This is a genomic window from Paracoccus subflavus (assembly GCF_004310345.1).
Lineage (GTDB): Bacteria > Pseudomonadota > Alphaproteobacteria > Rhodobacterales > Rhodobacteraceae > Paracoccus > Paracoccus subflavus.
The window spans coordinates 204415-226337 of the sequence record NZ_SISK01000003.1 but is presented as its reverse complement, the minus strand read 5'-3'; the positions used below and the strand labels follow the sequence as shown (position 1 = coordinate 226337).

At 65.2% G+C, this 21923-nt stretch carries 23 protein-coding genes; 11 read left to right on the top strand and 12 right to left on the bottom strand.

Going from position 1 to position 21923, the window contains the following annotated elements:
• Nucleotides 1-15: 15 nt before the first annotated feature.
• The 3 genes from EYE42_RS06195 to EYE42_RS06185 are packed head-to-tail and all read right to left on the bottom strand — an operon-like array spanning nucleotide 16 to nucleotide 2654.
• Nucleotides 16-858, bottom strand: a complete 843-nt coding sequence (locus tag EYE42_RS06195) for a C40 family peptidase (protein WP_130990445.1) — start codon at nucleotides 856-858, stop codon at nucleotides 16-18.
• Nucleotides 855-2219 carry a leucyl aminopeptidase family protein gene (locus tag EYE42_RS06190; protein ID WP_130990444.1) on the bottom strand — a complete coding sequence of 455 codons (1365 nt, stop codon included), beginning with the start codon at nucleotides 2217-2219 and terminating at the stop codon, nucleotides 855-857. Before EYE42_RS06190 ends, EYE42_RS06195 begins: the two co-directional genes overlap by 4 nt.
• Nucleotides 2220-2276: 57 nt before the next feature.
• Nucleotides 2277-2654, bottom strand: coding sequence for a hypothetical protein (locus EYE42_RS06185; protein ID WP_130990443.1), 378 nt, complete (start codon nucleotides 2652-2654; stop codon nucleotides 2277-2279).
• A gap of 143 nt (nucleotides 2655-2797) precedes the next feature.
• Between EYE42_RS06185 and EYE42_RS06180 the strand changes: the two genes are divergently transcribed.
• Nucleotides 2798-3445, top strand: a complete 648-nt coding sequence (locus EYE42_RS06180; protein WP_130990442.1) for a carbonic anhydrase — start codon at nucleotides 2798-2800, stop codon at nucleotides 3443-3445.
• A 9-nt stretch (nucleotides 3446-3454) separates the two neighbouring features.
• On the opposite strand, the gene EYE42_RS06175 is transcribed toward EYE42_RS06180, so the two are convergent.
• The 3 genes from EYE42_RS06175 to EYE42_RS06165 form a co-directional block, all read right to left on the bottom strand.
• Nucleotides 3455-4054, bottom strand: coding sequence for a DedA family protein (locus EYE42_RS06175; RefSeq protein WP_130990441.1), 600 nt, complete (start codon nucleotides 4052-4054; stop codon nucleotides 3455-3457).
• 4 nt (nucleotides 4055-4058) lie between these two features.
• Complete coding sequence (locus EYE42_RS06170) at nucleotides 4059-5081, bottom strand: aspartate-semialdehyde dehydrogenase (protein WP_130990440.1); 1023 nt, start codon at nucleotides 5079-5081, stop codon at nucleotides 4059-4061.
• 322 nt (nucleotides 5082-5403) lie between these two features.
• The gene (locus tag EYE42_RS06165; RefSeq protein ID WP_130990439.1) at nucleotides 5404-6696 is read right to left on the bottom strand and encodes a PQQ-dependent sugar dehydrogenase; all 1293 of its coding nucleotides are present in this window, start codon (nucleotides 6694-6696) and stop codon (nucleotides 5404-5406) included.
• A 528-nt stretch (nucleotides 6697-7224) separates the two neighbouring features.
• Here EYE42_RS06165 and EYE42_RS06160 point away from each other — a divergent pair.
• From EYE42_RS06160 to EYE42_RS06150, 3 genes are read left to right on the top strand one after another with little or no spacing between them, the layout of a single operon-like run.
• Nucleotides 7225-8124, top strand: coding sequence for an ATP-grasp domain-containing protein (locus EYE42_RS06160; RefSeq protein ID WP_130990438.1), 900 nt, complete (start codon nucleotides 7225-7227; stop codon nucleotides 8122-8124).
• The gene (locus tag EYE42_RS06155) at nucleotides 8121-9119 is read left to right on the top strand and encodes an ATP-grasp domain-containing protein (RefSeq protein WP_130990437.1); all 999 of its coding nucleotides are present in this window, start codon (nucleotides 8121-8123) and stop codon (nucleotides 9117-9119) included. Before EYE42_RS06160 ends, EYE42_RS06155 begins: the two co-directional genes overlap by 4 nt.
• Before the next feature lie 11 nt (nucleotides 9120-9130).
• Complete coding sequence (locus EYE42_RS06150) at nucleotides 9131-9649, top strand: hypothetical protein (RefSeq protein WP_130990436.1); 519 nt, start codon at nucleotides 9131-9133, stop codon at nucleotides 9647-9649.
• A 324-nt stretch (nucleotides 9650-9973) separates the two neighbouring features.
• Here the strand turns inward: EYE42_RS06150 and gatB are convergent, their stop codons facing one another.
• Entirely contained in the window at nucleotides 9974-11485 is a 1512-nt protein-coding gene (gatB, locus tag EYE42_RS06145) for an Asp-tRNA(Asn)/Glu-tRNA(Gln) amidotransferase subunit GatB (RefSeq protein WP_130990435.1), read from the bottom strand.
• Between the two features lie 287 nt (nucleotides 11486-11772).
• On the opposite strand from gatB, the gene EYE42_RS06140 reads away from it, so the two are divergent.
• Nucleotides 11773-12393, top strand: a complete 621-nt coding sequence (locus EYE42_RS06140; protein ID WP_130990434.1) for a lytic transglycosylase domain-containing protein — start codon at nucleotides 11773-11775, stop codon at nucleotides 12391-12393.
• 51 nt (nucleotides 12394-12444) lie between these two features.
• Here EYE42_RS06140 and EYE42_RS06135 read toward each other — a convergent pair whose 3' ends face one another.
• Nucleotides 12445-13830: a M20/M25/M40 family metallo-hydrolase gene (locus EYE42_RS06135; protein ID WP_130990433.1), complete on the bottom strand. Its 1386-nt coding sequence runs from the start codon at nucleotides 13828-13830 to the stop codon at nucleotides 12445-12447.
• A gap of 165 nt (nucleotides 13831-13995) precedes the next feature.
• On the opposite strand from EYE42_RS06135, the gene hemA reads away from it, so the two are divergent.
• Nucleotides 13996-15225 (top strand): 5-aminolevulinate synthase, encoded by a 1230-nt coding sequence (hemA, locus tag EYE42_RS06130; protein WP_130990432.1) that lies wholly within the window; start codon nucleotides 13996-13998, stop codon nucleotides 15223-15225.
• Nucleotides 15226-15335: 110 nt separating this feature from the next.
• Entirely contained in the window at nucleotides 15336-16604 is a 1269-nt protein-coding gene (locus EYE42_RS06125; protein ID WP_246020603.1) for a helix-turn-helix domain-containing protein, read from the top strand.
• Nucleotides 16605-16687: 83 nt separating this feature from the next.
• Here EYE42_RS06125 and EYE42_RS06120 read toward each other — a convergent pair whose 3' ends face one another.
• The gene (locus EYE42_RS06120) at nucleotides 16688-17728 is read right to left on the bottom strand and encodes a dipeptidase (RefSeq protein ID WP_130990431.1); all 1041 of its coding nucleotides are present in this window, start codon (nucleotides 17726-17728) and stop codon (nucleotides 16688-16690) included.
• Nucleotides 17729-17856: 128 nt separating this feature from the next.
• On the opposite strand from EYE42_RS06120, the gene EYE42_RS06115 reads away from it, so the two are divergent.
• Complete coding sequence (locus EYE42_RS06115) at nucleotides 17857-18180, top strand: antibiotic biosynthesis monooxygenase family protein (RefSeq protein ID WP_130990430.1); 324 nt, start codon at nucleotides 17857-17859, stop codon at nucleotides 18178-18180.
• Between the two features lie 77 nt (nucleotides 18181-18257).
• Nucleotides 18258-18893, top strand: coding sequence for a ParA family partition ATPase (gene parA / locus EYE42_RS06110; RefSeq protein ID WP_130990429.1), 636 nt, complete (start codon nucleotides 18258-18260; stop codon nucleotides 18891-18893).
• 6 nt (nucleotides 18894-18899) lie between these two features.
• Here the strand turns inward: parA and EYE42_RS06105 are convergent, their stop codons facing one another.
• The 3 genes from EYE42_RS06105 to EYE42_RS06095 form a co-directional block, all read right to left on the bottom strand.
• Complete coding sequence (locus EYE42_RS06105) at nucleotides 18900-19583, bottom strand: NAD-dependent deacylase (protein WP_130990428.1); 684 nt, start codon at nucleotides 19581-19583, stop codon at nucleotides 18900-18902.
• A 7-nt stretch (nucleotides 19584-19590) separates the two neighbouring features.
• On the bottom strand, nucleotides 19591-19893 hold the full coding sequence (locus tag EYE42_RS06100; RefSeq protein WP_130990427.1) for a hypothetical protein: 303 nt from the start codon (nucleotides 19891-19893) through the stop codon (nucleotides 19591-19593).
• A gap of 151 nt (nucleotides 19894-20044) precedes the next feature.
• Nucleotides 20045-20230, bottom strand: a complete 186-nt coding sequence (locus tag EYE42_RS06095; protein ID WP_130990426.1) for a heavy-metal-associated domain-containing protein — start codon at nucleotides 20228-20230, stop codon at nucleotides 20045-20047.
• Nucleotides 20231-20265: 35 nt separating this feature from the next.
• On the opposite strand from EYE42_RS06095, the gene EYE42_RS06090 reads away from it, so the two are divergent.
• The gene (locus tag EYE42_RS06090) at nucleotides 20266-21003 is read left to right on the top strand and encodes an HAD family hydrolase (RefSeq protein ID WP_246020602.1); all 738 of its coding nucleotides are present in this window, start codon (nucleotides 20266-20268) and stop codon (nucleotides 21001-21003) included.
• Nucleotides 20996-21874, top strand: a complete 879-nt coding sequence (locus EYE42_RS06085; RefSeq protein ID WP_130990425.1) for a DMT family transporter — start codon at nucleotides 20996-20998, stop codon at nucleotides 21872-21874. The genes EYE42_RS06090 and EYE42_RS06085 overlap by 8 nt, the downstream gene beginning before the upstream one ends.
• The last annotated feature ends 49 nt before the right edge of the window (nucleotides 21875-21923 follow it).

The window sequence follows — 21923 nt, the reverse complement described above, 5'->3', positions numbered from 1 at the left end:
TCCTTTGGCGGGGGTCTAGGCCAAGGCTGCTGGCTGCGCCAGAGGCGGGCGGCGGATGCCCAGGAACGGGCCGTCGCCCGCCGCGTCGATCCGGGCCATGGCGTCCGGAATGGCTTCGACGATCACCGCCATGGCGAAGGCCGTCGCGTGGATCATCCGGTCGGGCGACATCGCCAGCGCCACATGGCCGGGCCAGAACAACAGGTCGCCGCGCCGGATGGTGTCAACCGCAGGGAAGGCCGCGCGTTGCAGGTCGCTGTCGCCGGGGCAGGGGACCCCGCAAGCCGTCAGCGCCGCCTGCACAAGTCCCGAACAGTCGATGCCCCAGCGGCTGTTGCCGCCCCACAGATAGGGCGTGCCCAGCAGGCTTTCCGCCACCGTCACCGGGTCGGCCGCCGGCCGGTCGCCGATGTGCTGGACGGGAACAAAGCCCCCCGTGGCCAGCCGGGCGAATCGCCCCTCGACCCCTGTGACCGACAGGCGGGCGCCCAGGGACAGGCTGGTCTGTTCGGGCTGCTTCATGTCGGGGGCGGGATAGACATGGGTGGCGGGGGCGGCAACCCGGTGGGTGACGGGCGGCAGGACGGTGGTCAGGGCGGCGGCGGGCAGCCAGCCGCAATAGCCGTCCAGAGCGGTTTGCACGAAGCTCCGGTCTCCGCGCGTCTCGATCACCGTGACATCGGCGCCGAAATTCACCTGCCGGTCGCGCCGACCGTCCGGCGCGCCCACCAGATCGGCCAAGGGCACCGACAGCCGGGCGGGATGCCCTGGTGTATAGGCGGGGCGTTCGATCACATGGGACAAGGATTCCAGGGCCACGCGGTCGGTGGCCGGGGTCAGGCGGCGGTCCAGCGTCATGGCAGGATATGCGGCAAGGCCGCCATGATGGCCCGCGCGCCCTGGCCCACGCCGCCCTTGGGCCGGCCGGGCGCCAGAACCGGCTGCCAGCCGTAAATGTCCAGGTGGATATAGCGCCCGGCCCCCTGGGCAAAGCGGCGCAGGAACAGGGCGGCGGTGATCGACCCGGCCATCCCGCCGGACGGCGCGTTGTCCAGGTCGGCGATGGCGGGTTCGATCTGCGCTTCGTAGCCGGCCCAGAAGGGCATCCGCCACAGGGGATCGCGCGCGGCCGCGGCAGCGCGGAACAGCGCATCGGCCGCGGCATCGTCGTCGCAATAGAAGGGCGGCAGGTCGGGGCCAAGCGCCACCCGCGCGGCCCCCGTCAATGTCGCCAGCGAGATCATCAGGTCCGGCGATTCCTCGGCCCCCAGGGCCAGCGCATCGGCCAGGATCAGGCGGCCCTCGGCATCGGTGTTGTTCACCTCGACCGTCAGGCCCTTGCGGCTGGTCAGAACGTCGCCGGGCCGGAAGGACGCGGCGGATACGCTGTTTTCCGCCACCGGCAGCAGCACCCGGACCCGCATCCGGTCCGCAGCCCCCGTCATGGCCAGCATCCGCAGCAGGCCAAGCGCGGTGGCCGCCCCGCCCATGTCCTTTTTCATCAGCAGCATCGAGGCCGAGGGCTTGAGATCCAGTCCGCCGGTATCGAAGCAGACGCCCTTGCCCACCACCGTCAGACGCGGGCCGGTATCGCCCAGACGCATGTCGATCAGGCGCGGTGCCTGTTCGGCTGCGCGTCCGACCGCATGGATCATCGGCAGATTGGCGTCCAGCAGTTCCGTGCCGGTTGTCACGGTAAAGGCAGCGCCCACCTCATCTGCCAAGGCACGGGCGGCGGCTTCCAGACCGTCCGGTCCCATGTCGTTGGCGGGGGTGTTGATCAGGTCGCGGGTCAGGAATTCCCCCGCCGCCTGCGCGCGGACCAGCGTCGCGTCGGCACCCTCGGGGCAGGTGAACCGCGCCCCGGCATAGGCCGCGCCCTTGTAGCGGGTGAAGCGATACTGCCCCAGCAGCAGCGCCAGCGCGGCTTCGTCGGGGTCCATTCCTTCGGGCAGGATCGGGCGCCAGGTGCCCTGCGGCAGGGCCGTGGCATGGGCCAGCAGAAAGCGCTGACGGTTCGCCATGGACCGGTCGCCCAAGCCCAGGATGGCCCCGGCCAATCCGCCCGCCCCATCGGGCAAAAGGCAGATCTCGCCCGGCTTGGCGGAAAAGCCGCTGGCGACCGGCCAGGGACCGGCGGCCTCGGGCAGCGGATCCCCCTTCCACGCGGCCCACAAAGGCAGGGCATCGGCGGAATCGGCGGCAAAGTCGGGGGTCATCGGCGCGTCCTTGTCTGTGCGGGCGCCAGCCTACAGCCTGCGGTCCCGGCCGCAAGGTCAGGTGATGCCGCTGCGATCCCAGATCGCGGTCAGGGACCGGTTGCCCACCCGCATCAGGCGGGAATGGACCGCGCAAAGGGCGGTCGGGTCGTCGGCTTCCGCGCAACTGCCCAGATCCATCGCCACGCCCGCAAGCGACAAAAGCCCGATCTGCCAGGCCAGCCGCGCCAGAAGGTCGCATTGCCGCGCGGCCTCGGGCAGATCAACGGCGCGCACGGCCCGGTCGGTGGCCGTCAGCGCCCCCGCCAGTTGTTCGAGCGCCAGCCCGATGACGTTTTGCGCCGCCGTTTCACCCAGTTCGGTCACGATGTCGCCCACGCGACGCGAATCCACCCGAACCGGTTCGGAAACGGCCAGTGCCGTGATCTGTGCCATCTGCCACCCTTGATCGCCTTGCATCTTTCAGTTCCCGCACCATGCCTGGGTGCAATGAAGAAAGGCTTGATGGGAACCAAAGAAACATGTCGAATTTTATCCGAACATGCCCTATCAGGACGCCGGCAACCACGAGGACAGACATGCAGACCCTCCGCCCCCTGCCGCAATATCTGGTAACGCGCTATCACGGCTGGAAAGCCACGGCCTATGCCGAGAACAGCGCCTGGTACAGCCGACTGGCCACGGACGGGCAGCGTCCGCGCGGCATGGTGATTTCATGCTGCGATTCGCGTGTCCATGTCACCAGCATCTTTGGCGCGGATTCGGGCGAATTCTTCATCCATCGCAATATCGCCAATCTCGTGCCGCCTTATGCGCCCGACGGGTTGCAGCACGGCACCTCGGCTGCGGTCGAATACGCCGTGCAGGCGCTGAAGGTCGCGCATCTGATCGTGATGGGCCACACCCACTGCGGGGGCGTGGCCGGATGCCATGCCATGTGTTCGGGCCGCGCCCCCGAACTGGAGGAAAAGACCAGCTTCGTCGGACGCTGGATGGACATCCTGCGCCCCGGCTATGACCGGGTGAAGGATCTGCCCGAGGATCAGCAGATCCCCGCCCTCGAACGCGAAGCGGTGCTGATGTCGATCGAAAATCTGATGACCTTTCCCTTTGTGCGCACGGCGGTCGAGACCGGGCAGATGTCGCTGCACGGTCTGGTCCATGACATCGGCCAGGGCACGCTGATGCAGGCGGCGGATGGGGGAAAGGCGTGGATGGCGGTCTGATCCCTGCCGTCAGGCGTCGGGTTTCCAGCGGATCACACGCCAGACATACAGCGCGACGATACCGATCACGACCGCCGTGGACAGCGGGTCGATCCAGTGTTCGACCCGTTCGTACTGGTCCTCCAGCAGATAGCCTGCCAAGGCCAGCCCGCCCGACCAGATAAAGCTGCCAAGCGCGGTAAACAGCAGAAACGGCCCCTGCGGCATCCGCTCGATCCCGGCGGGGATCGAGATCAGGGTGCGCACGGTGGGAATGAAGCGGCCGAAAAAGATCACGGCGCGGCCATGGCGATGGAACCACCGCTCTGCCGCCTCGAATTCGGACAGGGTCAGGGTCAGCCAGCGACCGTGGCGGGCAATCAGGCGGCGCAGCCGGTGTGCCCCGAAGGCGCGGCCCGCCAGATACCAGAAATACGCGCCCGCCACTGACCCCAGCCCCCCCGCCAGAACGGCCAGCCACAGGGGGGTGCCGCCGCGGGCCGCGTTGAAGCCCGCAAGCGGCATGATCAGTTCGGACGGGATCGGCGGAAAGACGTTTTCCAGAAACATCAGGGCCGCGATGGCCCAGACCCCGCCGCTGTCCAGAAAGGCCGTGATCCAGTCGAACACGGCTTCAGCCCTTTTTCAGGACACGGTTGCCCAGCAGTTCGGCGATCTGCACGGCGTTCAGCGCCGCGCCCTTGCGCAGGTTGTCGCTGACGCACCACAGGTTCAGGCCGTTCTCGACCGTCACGTCCTGGCGGATGCGGCTGACAAAGGTCGCGAAATCGCCCACGCATTCGACCGGGGTGGTGTATCCGCCGGGTTCGCGCTTGTCCACGACCAGGATGCCCGGCGCCTCGCGCAGGATGTCGCGGGCCTCGTCTTCGTCCAGGAAATCCTCGAACTCGATGTTGATGGCTTCGGAATGGCCGACAAAGACCGGCACCCGCACGCAGGTCGCGGTGACCTTGATGGACGGGTCGAGGATCTTCTTGGTCTCGGCCGTCATCTTCCATTCTTCCTTGGTGTCGCCGCTGTCCAGGAAAACGTCGATCTGCGGGATCACGTTGAAGGCGATCTGCTTCTGGAACTTCTTGGCGGCGACCTCTTGGCCCGGCACATACATGCCCTTGGTCTGGTCCCACAATTCGTCCATGCCTTCTTTTCCGGCGCCGGACACGGACTGATAGGTGCTGACCACCACCCGCTTGATCCGCGCACGGTCATGCAGCGGTTTCAACGCCACCACCATCTGCGCGGTCGAACAGTTGGGATTGGCGATGATGTTCTTGTTCTTGTAGCCGTGGATCGCCTCGGGGTTCACCTCGGGCACGATCAGCGGGATCTCGGGATCGTAGCGATAGAGCGAGGAGTTGTCGATCACCACGCAGCCCGCCGCGGCGGCGCGGGGGGCATGGACCTTGGTCGCCTCGGACCCGATGGCAAACAGCGCGATGTCCCAGCCGGCAAAGTCGAACTGCTCGATGTCCCTGATCTTGAGAGTCCTGTCGCCAAAGCTGACCTCGGTGCCCTGCGACCGGCGCGAGGCCAGCACGGCAATCTCGTCCACCGGGAACATGCGTTCGTCCAGGATGTTCAGCATTTCGCGGCCCACATTCCCGGTGGCGCCGGCGACGACGACTCTGTAGCCCATCTGAGAGGGACTCCCTAATTCTGGCGGTCGCGTGGCTTTAACGTATGGGGGCCCCAAGGGAAAGGCCTGACGCGGGGATTTCCAGCCAGGGCGCCGTGTCCGCGGCGCGCGCGTCCTAGAGGCGATTGATACCCCCCGGCCTTGCCGAGCGGCGGCGGCATTCGGACCAAGATGTCCCCTCAGGTCAACGATGCCGGTTCATTCCTGGTCTTGCCCGAGGCAGGTCGCGTGGCTTTTCCGGCGCAAAAGGCCCAGACATATCAGCAGACTGTATTTCCGTGGGGCCGTCTGAGGCCACTGACCCCGGCTTCGATCCGCGCTGTCACGAGGCACCCGTGACGCGCCAGATCACGTCCCCCACGTCATCCGCCATCAGCAGGGATTTTTTGTCTGGCCCGATCGCCACGCCGACGGGGCGGCCATAGGCGATCCGTTCGTCCGCGGACAGAAAGCCCGTCAGGATGTCACGCGGAGAGCCGTCGGGCACACCATTCGAGAAGGGTACGAAAATCAGCTTGTAACCGCTCAGCTTGGCGCGGTTCCACGATCCGTGCTGGCCGATCACCATGCCGTCGCCAAAGCCCGGCAAGGTTCCGGCAGGCATCCAGCAAAGCCCAAGCGATGCGGTATGCCCGCCCAATGCATAATCCGGGGTGATCGCGCGGGCGACCAGGGCGGCGTCCTGCGGAACCCGCTGATCGACGATGCCTCCCCAGTACGAATAGGGCCAGCCATAGAACCCGCCCTCTTTCACCGAGGTCAGGTAATCCGGGGGCGTCTCGTCCCCCAGGCCGTCCCGCTCGTTGACCACGGTCCACAATGTCCCGGTCCTGGGCTCCCACGCCATGCCGACGGCATTGCGCAGCCCCGAGGCAAAGATGCGGGCGGTTCCTGTCGCGATATCCAGTTCCCAGATTGCGGCACGTCCCTGTTCGGGTTCCATCCCCCGATCGGCGATGTTCGTCAGCGACCCGACACCGGCATAGAGCTTGCTGCCATCCGGAGAGGCGATCAGGCTGCGCGTCCAGTGTCCATGCGGCTTGAAGCTGACCAGCTTTTTGCCCGTTCCTGCCAGGGAGGTCGCATCAGCGGCATAGTCAAAGACCACGATGCCGTCGGTGTTGCCCAGGTAGAACCTGTCTCCGATCAGCGCCATGCCGAAGGGCTGGTTCTGGTTTTCGACAAAGACCTTGCGCGTTTCGGCGGTTCCGTCGCCATTGGCATCCCGCAGCAGGATCACGCGGTTCGCGCTGTCCCCGATCGCCTTGGCCCGGCGCATCGTCGCCTGGGCCGCATGATCCATCAGCGACCTGGGCGGGGCAGGCCGTTCCTTCGATTCCGCCACCAGGACGTCGCCATTCGGCAGAACCTCGATCCAGCGGGGGTGGTCGAGACCGGATGCAAAGGCATTCACCCTCAGGCCAGGCGCACAGGTGGGGAGGTGCCCGGTTGTCCAGCCCTTGGCAACGGGCATCTTCAAGGTCATGATCCCCTGGGCTTTTGCATCCGGGATCTGCGGGCTGGGCCCGAGGGCCTGATGCGCAGGTGTTCCGACCCGACGCAAAAGCGCGACGGCGCCGCCCACCGCCGCGGTTGCCTTTGCGATAAGTTCCATGTCGGTCTCCGGGCTGTTGACTGAGGGCTGTTCCACCAGGCAGGGCAACCATAGCAGCATGTTTTCCCTTGAGACAACCGGCCCTTGAACGGCATTGGTTCCCCGTTTGCTTCATGCAGCATTTCCGCATGTCTGTGGGTGTGGCACCCGGCACCGGGCGCCATAGGCCCGTCTTGTGGCCTGGCTTGCCTGCCGGATGCGGGCGGATGGCTATGGAAGGTCTGACATCAAGGTCAGGATCGCGATACTCACCAGGGAGATAATATTTTTATAATAAGCAATCTCTAAATAAATCCAGATGATCTAATTTATGTGAGGCACGATATTTTATAATTGATAAGCAATTTGATTATTGACCGAATCATTGTGATGTGGGATGGTATTTCCTGAATGGTTGGCGTGTTTGCATATCGCAGATATTCTTTTCCTGCGGCGTGATATTGCTGCCGCCCGCCATGTCGACAGGAAGGTTGCGCAGGATGCAGAGACTGCTGGGTCGTCCAGTGGTTCCGTTGCAGTTGCAAGGCTATGTCGGTCATGCATTTGGTTCTCGGATACCCGAACGATTCCTGTTGCACGGCCGTAGCGGCCAGGTTCGAGGCGCTCGGGCTGTCCGTATGCCGGCTGGACGCGGCTTTCGCCGAACCCGCCCGGTTCAGTCTGGACATCGACGCCACAGGCCGCGCAACGGCAACGCTGGCCCTTGCCGAGGATCGTGTCGAGCAGGTCGAAAGCGTCTTGGTGCGATCCAGTGGCGCGATTGATCCCGCGGGTTGGGATGCGGCCGACCATGCCTATATGCAAGCCGAAACCCAGGCGGCGGCCTTGGCCTGGTTGGCGGCTCTCGATTGTCCCGTCGTGAATGGCGCAAACGCCGAACTTTGGTACCGACCCAGAAAGCCGTTGCTTTACTGGCGTTCGTTGCTGAACGCCTGCGGCATCAGAGTTCCGGATATCCTCATCACCAGCAATGCCGCAGATCTTCAACGGTTCCGCGCAAAGCTCGAAGCGGCCGGGGTGCCCGGTGCGATCTGTCGTTCATTGGCCCGTCACGAGGATTGGCTTGTCGGCTTGGATGACTGGACCGGTGTCGCCGCGCTTCAGCGATATGCCCCGGTTTGCCTGGCCGAACCCCATGCGACCGTCACGCTGCTTTGCATTGTCGGCAATACCGTGATCTGGGATGCAGAGCCCCTGCCGGCTGCGTCTGCCCTGTCGGAAAAGCTTGTGCAGTTTGCCAGATGCGCGAACCTGGGATTTGTGGAAATAGCCGTGGCAGAGGTGCGCACGGGCCTGGCCGTTGTCCATGTCGACCCGGTGCCGATGCTTGAACATTTCAGCAGTGCGGCAAGCATTCGCATTGTCGACGCGCTGACCGACCTGCTTGCCGGCCAGGCGCATGAGCGCCGCAAGGAGATGGTGTCATGATCCTTGTCGCCGGCGGTATCGCGGACAAGGTGACGGAACTCGTCTGTTCCAGGCTGGACGCATGCGGCTATCCCTATTGTCACCTTGACCTTGGGAGATATCCCTTTGGCTATGGCATGAGCGCGCAGTGGAACCATGGTGCCCTGTCGGGATATTTCTCAGGCCCCGACTGGCGCTTAGATATGCAGGGCATCAGCGGAGCTTACATCCGCTTCCTGGGGCAGGAGGGACGGATCGCCCCACCCGATCTGCCAGAGGCCCAGGTCCGGGAACTCCAGCTCGAGGCCGATACCGCCCTCATGTTCGTGCTCGACGACCTGCCCTGTGCGGTCATCAACCGCCTGGGCGGCGGCATGTCGAACAACAGCAAGCCCTATCAACTGCTGCTGATCGCCAAGGCCGGCCTGCTGGTGCCCCCATCGCTTGTCACCAACGATCCACAGGCGGCGCGGGCATTCATCGCCCGGCATGGCAAGGTCATCTATAAATCGACAAGCGGCATCCGTTCCGTGGTCCGGCCCATGGGCGACGACCAGATGGCGCGTCTGACCCTGCTTCGGAACGGACCCGCGCAGTTCCAAGCCTTTGTCCCGGGCGACAATGTTCGGGTTCACACCGTTGGCGACCGGCTTTTTGCGACCCGGATCAGGTCAGAGGCAATCGACTATCGCTATGCCGGCCGCGACGGCATGGCAGTGGACATGGAACCCGCTGACCTGCCCCCGACGATTGCCGAAGCCTGCCGGCGCATTGGTCGCGATCTTGGGCTTCTGCATGTCGGCATCGATCTCAAGGAAACGCCGGACGGGCAGTGGTACTGCTTCGAGGTCAATCCCTGCCCCGGCTTCATCTACTACGAGCGGCATACCGGACAACCGATCTCGCTGGCCATTGCCGAACTTCTTCACACGGGCGGGGCTGTTCAACCCCGCCCGTGTCAAACACCCGCACCATCTTCGGGTCGGCGCGAGCATGCCGCACCCGGACCCGCCTGAAGGAGGCGATCATGAGCGAAGACAATAATGACGACAGAAAGGAAGCGTTCATCGGTTCGGCTGACCGACCCGAGGTGAAACTGGATCTGGACATGCCCGTCACAGAGCTGCGGGTCCGGGATCTTGCGGCGATCCTGGGGCATCTTGGACAGAAATCCCCCTTCGAGGCGGGCAAGACCCCGATCAAGGACTTCTTCGACAAGCCGTTTCCCGAGGAAGCAAAGGACTTCCTGAAAGAGGTCAAGATCGAGAAATTCGAGAAACCCGAAAAGCCCGAAAAGCTGGAGAAGCTCGAAAAACACGAGAAGATCGAAAAAATCGAAAAACCCGAGAAGCGGGAGAAGATCGAGATCAAGGAACTAAAGCTCGAGAAGATCGAAGCCGATGGTGTGTTCGACCCCGGCCGAGAGTTCCCTCCGGGCCCCGATCCGCGGTTCGAGAGCGTCATCCAATCCATGGCGCAACTGACGCGCCAGGTCGCGTCGCTGGCCAACCAGGTAGAGGAGTTGCGGAAACGGATGGATGGCTGACCCGAAGCGGCGATCAACCCGAGGGCCAGACCCGATCCGCATGAAACCCCTGCCGGCAATGCCAGATCGCTGCCATCCCGGGTGCCATGCGGGCCGGGACCCATCCGGCATCGGGTGCGCCCCCCGATAAATCCCTCGAACACGGGCCGCGGCGCGAAGATCCGGGTGCCGTCTGCGAGAGCCAGGACAGGCATGATCCACAGCCCTTGTGGAGCCCTTGCCGCCATGGTGCCAGGCGTCGATCACCGACGCAGGCACGGAGGGCATCCGCCTTTTCCGACAGGCAAAGGGGAACCCGAGCCGCTCTGGACGGTCAAGGGTCGGTCAGCCCAGTTTCCGCGCCACCAGTTCCTGGACCGCCGCCGGGTTGGCCTTGCCGCCGGTGGCCTTCAGCACCTGTCCCACGAACCATCCCGCCAGCTTGGGATTGGCGCGGGCCTTTTCGACCTGCGCGGGATTGGCCGCGATGATCTCGTCCACGGCCTTTTCGATGGCGCCCAGATCCGTGACCTGCCGCATCCCGCGCGACTCCACGATCCGCGCGGGATCGCCGCCCTCGGTCCACAGGATCTCGAACAGATCCTTGGCGATCTTGCCCGAGATGTCGCCATTGGCGATCAGGTCGATTACGCCACCCAGTTGCGCCGCCGAGACGGGCGAGGTCTCGACGCTCAGCCCTTCCTTGTTCAGCCGCCCGAACAGTTCATTGATGACCCAGTTCGCGGCCTGCTTGCCGTCCCGGCCCCTGGCGACCGCCTCGAAGTAATCGGCATTCTCGACTTCGGCGGTCAGAACGCCCGCGTCATATTCCGACAGGCCCAGGTCACGCACGAAGCGGGCCTTCTTTTCGTCCGGCAGTTCGGGCATGGACGCCGCGATGTCGTCCACCCAGGCCTGCTCGATGTCCAGGGGCAAAAGGTCGGGGTCGGGGAAATAGCGATAATCATGCGCTTCCTCCTTGGACCGCATCGACCGGGTTTCCCCCTTGTCGGGATCGTAAAGGCGGGTTTCCTGCACGACGCTGCCGCCATCCTCGATGATGGCGATCTGGCGGCGGGCCTCAAAGTCGATCGCCTGCTGGATGAACCGCAGCGAGTTCATGTTCTTGATCTCGCAGCGCGTGCCCAGGTAGCTGAAATCGCCGGTTGCCTGATACCGTTCATAGGCGCCGGGCGGGCAGACCGAGACGTTCACGTCGGCGCGCAGGTTGCCGTTCTGCATGTTGCCGTCGCAGGTGCCCAGATACCGCATGATCTGGCGCAGCTTGGCGACATAGGCGGCGGCCTCCTCGGGGCCGCGGATGTCGGGACGGGAAACGATTTCCATCAGGGCGACGCCGGTGCGGTTCAGGTCCACGAAGGACATGGTCGGGTCCATGTCATGGATCGACTTGCCGGCATCCTGTTCCAGATGGATGCGCTCGATGCGCACGCGGCGGGCGATGCCGGGGGCCATGTCCACGATCACCTCTCCCTCGCCCACGATGGGGTGGTAAAGCTGGCTGATCTGATAGCCCTGCGGCAGGTCGGGATAAAAATAGTTCTTGCGGTCGAAGGCCGACCGCAGGTTGATCACGGCCCTCAGGCCAAGGCCGGTGCGTACCGCCTGGGCCACGCAGAATTCGTTGATGACCGGCAGCATTCCCGGCATTCCCGCATCGACAAAGGCCACGTGACTGTTGGGTTCCGCCCCGAAGGCGGTCGATGCGCCCGAAAACAGCTTGGCGTTCGAGGCGACCTGGGCATGGACCTCCAGCCCGATGACCAGTTCCCAGTCCCCCCTGGCCCCGGCGATTGTCTTGGGCTGGGGATCGGTAAAGGACAGGTGGTCAAGCATCGGGAACCTCGGGCAGATAGGGGAAATGCCGATCTTTTAGGGCAGCCGGGGGATGATGTCACGAGGCGGCAGGCGCAATGGCCTCCGACAGCGCATCAGCGAATCGGCCGGCTGCCTCAAGATTCTGCTCAAGTCGTTAAATCCTGAAGGATTTCGCATTCTTCGGCGGATTTCCGATCACAGCGGGAAGGCGTTTTGGCGTCTTGCCGCCGATGGTTCCCGCGCTGGCTTGCGCCGATTGCCATCCGGGATATGGAAGGACGACGAAATAATCCCACGAGGATCGGATGCGCTCTGCGCTTGTGCCCCTTGCCGCCATGGCATTTCTCTCGGCGTGCCAATCCACCACCACCCCGCAATCCGAAAGCAAGACCCAGGTCGAGGCGCAGCAGATGCAACTGGCAAGCCAGCCGCCGATGCGCTGGGGGCAGGCTGCCGGGTCGGACCAGTGGACACAGGCGACGCTGACGGCTCTGGATCGCGAAGGGGTCACGATCCTGTCGCGGGTGCCGGGCGATATCGACGCGTTCTGCCCCAATTATGCCGAACTGAACCAAGCCGGCCGCAAGGCCTTCTGGGCAGGGCTCCTGTCGGCGGTGGCCAAGCATGAAAGCACCTATAACCCCAGGGCCAGCGGCGGCGGCGGCCGGTGGCTGGGGCTGATGCAGATCGCCCCCGCAACCTGGCGGAACTACGACTGTTCGGGCGATATCAAGAACGGCGCCGACAACATGTCCTGTGCGGTCCGCATCATGTCCCGCCAGGTCGGCCGCGACAATGCCGTGGCCCATGACGGCAAGGGATGGCGTGGCGTGGCGCGCGACTGGGCGCCCTTGCGCAACTCCTCGAAGCGCGCGGACATCGCCGCCTGGACCAGCAGCCAGAGCTATTGCAAACCGCAGGCATGACGGCCACAGCAGACCCATGACGGGGCGGGGACTGTCCCCGCCCTTTTTCGTTCATCGCAAGGCGGCCAGAATGCGGGCCCAGGACCGCGCGCCCTTTGCAAAGCTGTCCACGTCGTATTTTTCGTTCGGCGAATGGATACGGTCGTCGTCGCGGGCAAATCCCACCAGAACCGAATCCATTCCCAGGATCGTCTTGAAATCCCCCGCGATGGGGATCGAACCGCCGCTTCCGATAAACGCTGCCTCCTGTCCCCATTCGTCGCCGAGTGCCTTACGCACCGCTGCGAATGCCGGATCGGACGTGTCCATGACGCTGGCCGGGCTGCCGCCGTGCTCGTGGAACTCGACCGTGCAGTCGGGGGGCAGAAAGCCCCGCACATGGTCGCGGAATGCCGCCCGGATGCTGTCGGGTTCCTGCCGGCCGGTCAGACGGAAGCTGACCTTGGCCCGTGCCTCGGCGGGCAGCACGGTCTTGAAGCCATCGCCCGTATATCCCCCGCTGATGCCGTTGATCTCGGCCGTGGGGCGGTTCCAGACCATTTCCAGCGGCATCCGGCCCCGTTCGCCGACAGGGTGCGACAGGCCGACACGTCCCAGAACCTCGGCCGCCTCGAAGCCCAGCGATTCCCAGTCGCGGCGCAGGTCTGCCGGGGGTTCGTCCACCCCGTCATAGAATCCGGGCAAGGTCACGCGCCCCGCATCGTCCTTCAGGGCGGCCAGTGCCTGGGCCAGAACCGTGATCGGGTTGGCGGCAAGCCCGCCGAACATGCCCGAATGCAGGTCGCGGTCGGCGGCGCGGATGATCACCTCCTCGCCCACCAGGCCGCGCAACTGGGTGACGATGGCCGGGCGCGCATTGGCAAACAGTTCGGTGTCGCAGATCATCGCCAGCGAGGCGCGCAACTCGGCTGCATTCTCGCGCAGGAACGGTTGCAGCGACGGCGAACCGGATTCCTCCTCGCCCTCCAGCAGCAGGATCAGGTCCGGGGGCAGTTCGCCATGGATGTCGCGCCAGGCCCGGAACGCCTCGACAAAGGTCATCAGTTGTCCCTTGTCGTCGGATGCGCCGCGCGCGCGGATCACCCGGCCGGCCGGCGTGTCCTCGATCACCGGCTCAAAGGGCGGGCGGTCCCACAGGGACAGCGGATCGACCGGCTGGACATCGTAATGGCCATAAAACAGCAGCGGGCGTGCCCCCCCCGGCTGCGACCGCGCGATCACCATCGGATGGCCCGGCGTGTCGCGAACCGTTGCGTCGAACCCGATGCCCGCCAGTTCGTCCCGCAGCCATTCGGCTGCCCGGCGCACATCGCCCGCATGGGCCGGATCGGTCGAGATCGACGGGATGCGCAGGAACGCCACCAGCCGGTTCAGCGCCGCCTCGAGTCCCTGGTCGAGCCTGTTCAGAATCGCATCCAATGTGGTATCATTCACCATGTTTCCGCCTGTTTTCCGAGTGCTTTTGTAGGTTTTCAAAATGGCCCGTTGGTCGATCTGCGGCATTTTTGATCTGTCATATGCGGGGTTTGACATGTATCAACGTCGGACCGCGCGCGATCTGACAATGATTGCACCTAGCCAGCTATGCAAGGGACGCCCGCAATGAACTATGATGCCGCTCTGGACCAGGCCATCGGCCGGCTGCATGAAGAAGGGCGTTACCGCACCTTTATCGACATCGAACGGGTGAAGGGCCGATTCCCTCAGGCGGTTTGGACCCGTCCGGACGGCGAAAGGCAGGATATCACCGTCTGGTGCGGCAATGATTATCTGGGCATGGGCCAGCATCCGGTGGTCCTGGAAGCCATGCACGAGGCGCTGGAGGCGGTCGGCGCCGGATCCGGCGGGACACGCAACATCAGCGGCACGACGGTTTATCACAAGCAACTGGAATCCGAACTGGCCGACCTTCACGGCAAAGAGGCCGCTCTGGTCTTTTCCAGCGCCTATATCGCCAATGACGCGACGCTTTCGACGCTGCCCAAGCTGTTTCCCGGCCTGATCATCTATTCCGACGAACTGAACCATGCGTCCATGATCGAGGGGATCAAGCGCAATGGCGGCGCCCGGCGGATCTTCCGGCACAACGATCTGGCGCATCTGCGCCAGTTGCTGGAGGGCGACGACCCCGCCACGCCCAAGCTGATCGCCTTTGAATCGATCTATTCCATGGACGGTGACTTCGGACCGGTGGGGGCGGTCTGCGACCTTGCCCGCGAATTCAATGCGCTGACCTATCTGGACGAGGTTCATGCGGTCGGAATGTACGGTCCCCGCGGCGGCGGGGTGGCCGAACGCGACGCCCTTCTGGACCGCATCGACATCCTCAACGGCACATTGGGCAAGGCGTTTGGCGTCTTTGGCGGTTATATTGCGGGCACGGCCCGGATGTGCGACGCGATCCGATCCTATGCACCGGGCTTCATCTTCACCACCTCGCTGCCGCCGGCAGTCGCGGCAGGCGCCGCAGCCTCGATCCGCTTCCTGAAGGGCGAGGGTGGCCAGCATCTGCGCGATGCCCAGCAACTGCACGCCCGCATCCTCAAGATGCGGCTGAAATCGCTGGGGATGCCCATCATTGATCATGGCAGCCATATCGTGCCGGTCCATGTAGGGCACCCGGTCCATTGCAAGCAGTTGTCCGACATGCTGCTGCGCGACCATGGCATCTATGTCCAGCCGATCAACTTTCCGACCGTTCCCCGTGGCACGGAGCGGTTGCGCTTCACCCCCTCTCCGGTCCACGAGCCCCGTCAGATCGACCATCTGGTCAAGGCAATGGACCGGTTGTGGTCACATTGTGCACTCAACCGGCAGGAAATGAGCGCCTGATAAAATCGGTGGATGAACTGCTCTCGCCTGCGTGATAAGCTCACGTTAAACAAAAGCGAATATCGTCCGATTCGGGCGGTTTCGACATCGGGCGATGGGGCAAACGAAACATGAGCAGGCTGCGGGCCGACAACCCGGCAGAAGAACACGCGCAGGTGGAGGAAATGCAGTATTTCCTCGAAGATGACACGCGGCTTGGTGACATCATGCGGGGCGAACGTGCCACGCTTGGAAAGTCGCTTCTAGATGTGCAGCGCGAACTGCGCATCCGTGCATCCTATGTTGCGGCAATCGAGAATTGCGACATCACGGCCTTTGACACGCCCAGCTTCGTGGCGGGGTATGTGCGGTCCTATGCCCGCTATCTGGGAATGGACCCCGACTGGACCTTTCGCCGTTTCTGCGTGGAATCGGGGTTTCAGCCCACGCATGGCATGGCACCCATGGCCGCCGGTCCCAAGCCGTCCCGGCGCCCGTCCGAGCCTGTCGAGGGGCTGGCCAATCCCAAGGCGCTGTTCATCCCCCAGAAACAAAGCTTGTGGTCCGACATCGAGCCGCGTGCCATCGGCGCGCTGCTGGTGCTGATCGCGCTGGTCTGCGGACTGGGCTATGGCGGCTGGGCCGTTCTGCAAGAGGTGCAGCGCGTCACCCTGACCCCCGGGGAAAACGCCCCCGGCGTGATCGGCGCCCTTGACCCGGTCGAAGGGGCAGAGGTGATCGAGCCGGATCTGGATCTTACCGATACGGTCGATCTGGCCGAAAATCTGCCGCAGCCCGACGGGCTGGACCGCCTGTACCGCCCGCAGGTGCTGGAGGCGCCGGTTCTGACGGCCCGCGATGGCCCGATCGCGGCGATCGATCCGGGCCTTGGGAACGGCTTGGAGGCCGATGACACGGCCGTGGCGGCGGCAACGCCCGATCCGGACGAGGCGATCCGGCAGGCTCTGACCGAGGCGGCCGAGCCCGCTTTCGGACCGCCGATGCCCAGTCAACCGGCGACGGCGATCACCGTGGCCCCCGAGGCGCCGGCGCTGGAACTGCTGGCGGCGCGCCCCGCCTGGGTGCGGGTCAATGCGGCCGATGGAACCGTGATCCTGGAAAAGATCATGGACGCGGGCGAACGCTTCGCGCTGCCCAGCCTTGAAGAACCGCCGCTTTTGCGGACAGGCAATTCGGGGGCGGTCTATTTCGCGGTCAACGGCCAGACCTATGGACCCGCGGCGCCGGGTCCGCAGGTCGTGAAGAACATCAAGCTGTCACCGACCGAGGTGACGACTGGCTTTGCGTTGGCCGATCTGAATGCTGATCCTGAACTGGCGCAAATGGTCGCGGTGGCTCAGGCCATGCCGGCCCCCGAGGGGGCGACCGTCACCGAGTAGTGGCGGCCCCGCGCCCGACCGGGCGACTTTCGGCCCCCGGCTTCCGGCAGGATATGTGAACAAGGCAAAGGGCGGCTAGACCGCTATTGGCCCCAGGTTCGTTCCAGCAGGCCGATCCAGTTGTCGCAGGCGATCTTGCGGATCAGGGCGTCGTCATATCCATGGCCGACCATGGCCCGGATCAGGGCTGGCAGGGCGGCGGCATCGGGCAGGTCGCGCGGCATAAGGGCGCCGTCGAAGTCGGACCCCAGCGCCACCCCATCCTCGCCCAGAAGGGACAGAAGATGGTCGAGGTGGCGCAGGATCGTGTCGAACCCTTCCACCGGCAGTCGCCTGCCGTCCTCGCGCAGAAAGCTTGATGCGAAGTTCAGCCCCACGAGCCCGCGGCTTTCGGCGATCTGGTGCAACTGCCGGTCCGTCAGGTTGCGGCTGCTGGGGCTGATGGCATGGACGCAACTGTGGCTGGCGACCAGCGGGGCGTCGGTCAGGCGGGCCACGTCGTCGAATCCGCGGCTGTTCAGGTGCGACAGATCCAGCATGATCCGCAGGCGGTTGCATTCCCGCACCAGGGTGATGCCGGCATCGGTCAGGCCGGGGCCTGTGTCGGGTGAGGATGGAAAGGCAAAGGGCACGCCATGGCCATAGGCCGTCGGCCGCGACCAGACCGGCCCCAGCGAACGCAGCCCCGCCGCGTGCCACAGATGCAGGGCGTCCATGTCGGGGATCGCCTCGGCCCCTTCCATGTGCATGACGGCGGCGATCCGGCCTGCGGTCATGCTGTCGCGGATGCCGCGCGCCGAGGTGACGATGTCCAGCGTTCCGGTCCGTTCCAGGGCCTTCAGCGCGGTGGCCTGGGCAAAGGCATGGGGCAGCGCCTCGGCAAAGGGAACCTGGGCGGGCAGGGGCAGGGAAAACGGCGGGTCTTCCATCTGCGCCACGACGGCGGCATCGTTCGGGCCAAGGGGCGCGGGAATCCAGATCGCGAAAAAGCCCCCCACCAGTCCGCCGGCCCGCGCGCGGGCCACATCCAGATGACCGGTGCCATCGCCCTGGGTCCAGACCTTGGGGCCGAAGGCCACGACGCGTTGCAGAAAGTCGTTGTGGCCGTCGAATACCGGGATCATCCGCTTCTCCTCGTATCGGTCAGGGGGGACCATGCACATCCGGCGCCGCCCGGCAATGCCATGCTTGGCGTTGGACACGATTCTGTCATAGGCTGGTCTTTCCGCCTGCACTGCAAAGGACGCCCGCCATGCCCCATATCCGCCGCGATTTCGACGGCCAGACCGTCATCACCACATTCGAGGTGACGCCGGGCAGTGCCCATGACGTGCTGGACCTGCTGACCGATGCCTGGGATCAGGTGATCCGCCGTCAGCCAGGCTTCGTATCCGGCGCAGTCCACCTGAACGACGCGCAGACCCGCATTGCCACCTATTCGCAATGGCGCGACCGCAAGGATTACCAGGCGATGCTGCGTGATCCCGACATGCGCCGCCGCAACCGCGAGATCAACGGCATGTGCAAGAGCTTCGAGCCGGTGATGTACGAGGTGCAGGCGGTTTTCGACGATTGATGCTGCGCCTGCAAAAAGCCCGTGCAATCACCCCTGTCCCTCGCTAACCTGCCGATGCGTCAGCGGCAGGAGAGGCGATGGCAGGCAGGATCATCACCATCGCGCAGCAGAAGGGCGGCTCGGGCAAGACCACGCTGGCCGTCAATCTTGCCGTCAGCCTGCATGAACGCGGCCATTCCGTCGCCCTGGTCGATACCGATCCGCAGGGCAGTCTGGGCCGCTGGTTCATCGAGCGGATAAAGAGCCAGGGCGAGGACGAGGCGATGGATTTCTCGACCTCGTCGGCCTGGGGGGCCAGCTACGAATCCGAAAAGCTGAAGAAACGGTTCGACTTCGTCATTATCGACACGCCGCCCAAGATCGACAGCGACCTGCGTCCCGCGTTGCGGGTGGCCGATCTGGTCCTGGTGCCGGTGGCGACCAGCCATGTGGACCTTTGGGCGACCGAGGGCGTGCTGGATCTGGCACGGCGCGAAAAGGCCCGTGTGCTGGTGGTGATGAACCGGGTGCGGTCCCATACCCGCCTGTCGATCGAGGTTGCCGGAAAGGCGGCCGACCTGGGGGCCGAGGTGGCGGTTACGCAACTGGCCAACCGGGTGATCTATGCCGAAACGCTGGGCGAGGGGGCCGGCGCGGTCGAACGCGCGCGCACCGGTCCCGCACGGGACGAGATTTCCGGACTGACCGACGAGGTTCTGGCGGCGATCGCCTGACAGGGGTCAGCCGCGCTTCAGCGAGGCCACCCATTCCGGCACGGTACGGCTGGCCGGTCCCACGATCCGGCGGTGAAAATCGCGCGCGTTGGCACTGTTTTCCAGGTTCAGTTCCAGGCATTCGGCACCGCGCCGGCGGGCATGCCGGGCAAATCCCGCCGCGGGATGGACATTGCCCGACGTGCCGATGGCCGCGAAAAGCTCTGTCCGGTCCAGGGCGTCCCAGATCCGGTCCAGATGAAAGGGCGTCTCGCCGAACCACACGATGTCGGGACGGGTGGCGGGACGGGCGCAGGCGGGGCAGGGGTCGTCCGGCCGCATTTCCAGGGGCGCAGGCCAGCGGTGCCCGCAGGCGGCGCACAGCGCACCGGTCAGGGCGCCATGCATGTGGATCACGTCAGTGCTGCCCGCCTGTTCGTGCAGGCTGTCCACGTTCTGCGTCACAAGCGTCAGGTCGTGATGCCGCGCCAGATCGACCAGCGCATGATGCGCCGCATTGGGCCGGGCCCCTGCGGCTGTGGCACGGCGCATGTTATAGAAGCGATGCACGAGGGCCGGATCGGCGGCAAAGCCCTGGGGCGTCGCGACATCCTCGATACGGTGGTTTTCCCACAGACCATCGACCGCGCGAAAGGTCGCAAGGCCGCTTTCTGCAGAAATACCCGCGCCGGTCAGAACGGTGATGCGCAAGCCCGGCTTACCGGCAATAGGCCTCGGCCGCCCCGGCGAAACGCTTGTAGCGTGCCCAGAAGGCGTTGTCGCGGTCGCTTTTCGACATGCGGACCTCTTGTGCCTGATGGGGGTCGCGGAAGAATGCGGCGGCGCGGCGCTGGTCGGACCGCGACAGGGTCTGGTTCGCGACCTGCTGGATGCAGCCGCACAGGGGGGCGTTGCCCCGCGCGCGGTCGGATCGGACGCAGGCGCTGTCGATGGGGCCTGCCACGGCCAGCGGCGCGGTCATCATGATCGCAGCGGCCGCAATGACGATGCGGTTGAGCATGAACTGTCTCCTCGGGTTTCTTGTGGTCACGGCGGGCGCCGGTTGTCCCGGTCTGCAGTTCCCGTCCGTCATCAATGCTAGCAGCAAGGACGCATCCGCTCAATCATTTGGTGTGCCGGCAGTCAGCCTGCGGGATCAGGGTCTTGGGATATCAGGCGGGGGCCACCTCGTATCCTGCGGCGCGAATCGCATCCGTCGCGCGGGTCTGATCCAGGCCTTCGACCGCCACGGTCTTTGCGGCCAGATCGACGATGGCCCGGCCCCCGGCCTGGGCGATCGCGGATTCGATGGCGGCCTTGCAATGGCCGCAGGTCATGTCGGGAACGGTAAAGGTCATCGGGATCCTCTGGGGGTTTACAAGCCGATGCCAGCATGATCCTGCAAGGGGGCAAGGGCAAGACGGGGAATGCGATGATCGACGCGATCGGGCTGGATGCCGACGACACCCTTTGGGAAAACGAAACCTTCTTTCGCATGACCGAAGGCGAATTCGCGGCCCTGCTGGCCGATCACGCGGACGGCGCCGACATTGCCGGCCGCCTGCTGGATGTGGAACGCGCGAACCTTGTCCGCTACGGTTTCGGCATCAAGGGCTTCATGCTGCCGATGGTCCAGACCGCGATCGAACTGACCGACGGACGCATCGACGGCCGCGCCATCGGCCGCATTCTGGAACTGGGACAGGACATGCTGGCCCATCCGGTCCATCTGCTGCCCGGCGTGCAGCAGGCCCTGGAGGCCCTGGAGGGGCGGCGTCTGATCCTGATCACCAAGGGCGACCTGATCGACCAGGAACGCAAGATCGCCGCATCCGGCCTGGCCGAGCGGTTCGAGGCAGTGGAAATCCTGGCCGACAAGTCCCCCGAATCCTATGCCCGCGTGCTGTTTCGCGCAAACATTGCCCCCGAGCGCTTCCTCATGGCCGGCAATTCGATGAAAAGCGACGTTCTGCCGGTCGTGGAACTGGGCGGGCACGGCGTTTTCATCCCCCATGACCTGACCTGGGCCATCGAACATGCCTGTGCGCCCGACCATCCCCGCGCGCACCGGCTGGACGGCATCGACGGCCTGCCGGCCCTTGTCGCGCGTCTGGACTCTGCCGATGCATAACCTGCGCGCCGCCCTGCTGATGGTGCTGGCCATGGCGGCCTTTGCGGTCGAGGACGCCTTGCTGAAGGGGCTGTCGGTGCAGATCCCCACCGGGCAGTTGCTGGCGGTGGTGGGACTGGCCGGAATGGTCGTCTTTGCCCTGTGGATCGCGCTTGGACCCGAGGGGTTGCGGCTGCGCGACCTGCTGCGGCCCCCGGTCGCCCTGCGCAACCTGTGCGAGGCGATCTGCGCCGTCACCTTTGTCACCGCGCTTGCCACCGGCGATCTGGCCATCGCCTCGGCCATCCTTCAGGCGCAGCCCTTGCTGATGACGCTGGGGGCGGCGCTGTTTCTGGGCGAACAGGTCGGCTGGCGGCGCTGGCTGTCCATCGCCGTCGGGTTCTGCGGCGTGCTGCTGATCGTCAAGCCGGGCACCGAGGCATTCGAGTTCAGTTCGGTCCTGGCCGTGATCGCCGTTCTGGCGCTTGCGGTGCGCGACCTGATCACCCGCCGCCTGCCGCCCGAGGTGGGGTCGGGCCTGCTGTCTGCGGGGGCGTTTGGCTCGATGGGGCTGGCTGGCCTGGGGCTGATGCTGCTGGGCGGGCAGGGCGCGGTCATGCCGACGCCCGTGCAGGCGGCGCTGATGGGCGCGACCCTGGGATTCGGGCTGCTGGGATATATCACCATGGTCGTCGCCACCCGCCTGGCCGAGATCGCGGTGATCGCGCCCTTCCGCTATTCCCGGCTGCTGTTCGCGATGCTGCTGGCGGTGCTTGTGTTTGCCGAACGGCCTGACGCGGCCACCCTGATCGGGGCTGCGCTGATCGCCGGGGCGGGCATCTATTCCATGTGGCGCGAGGCGCGGCTGCGGCGGGCGCGGCTGGCCCCCTGACCCAAGGTCGCAGGCCCGCAAAATCCCCTTCCCGCAGTGTCGAAGCCCT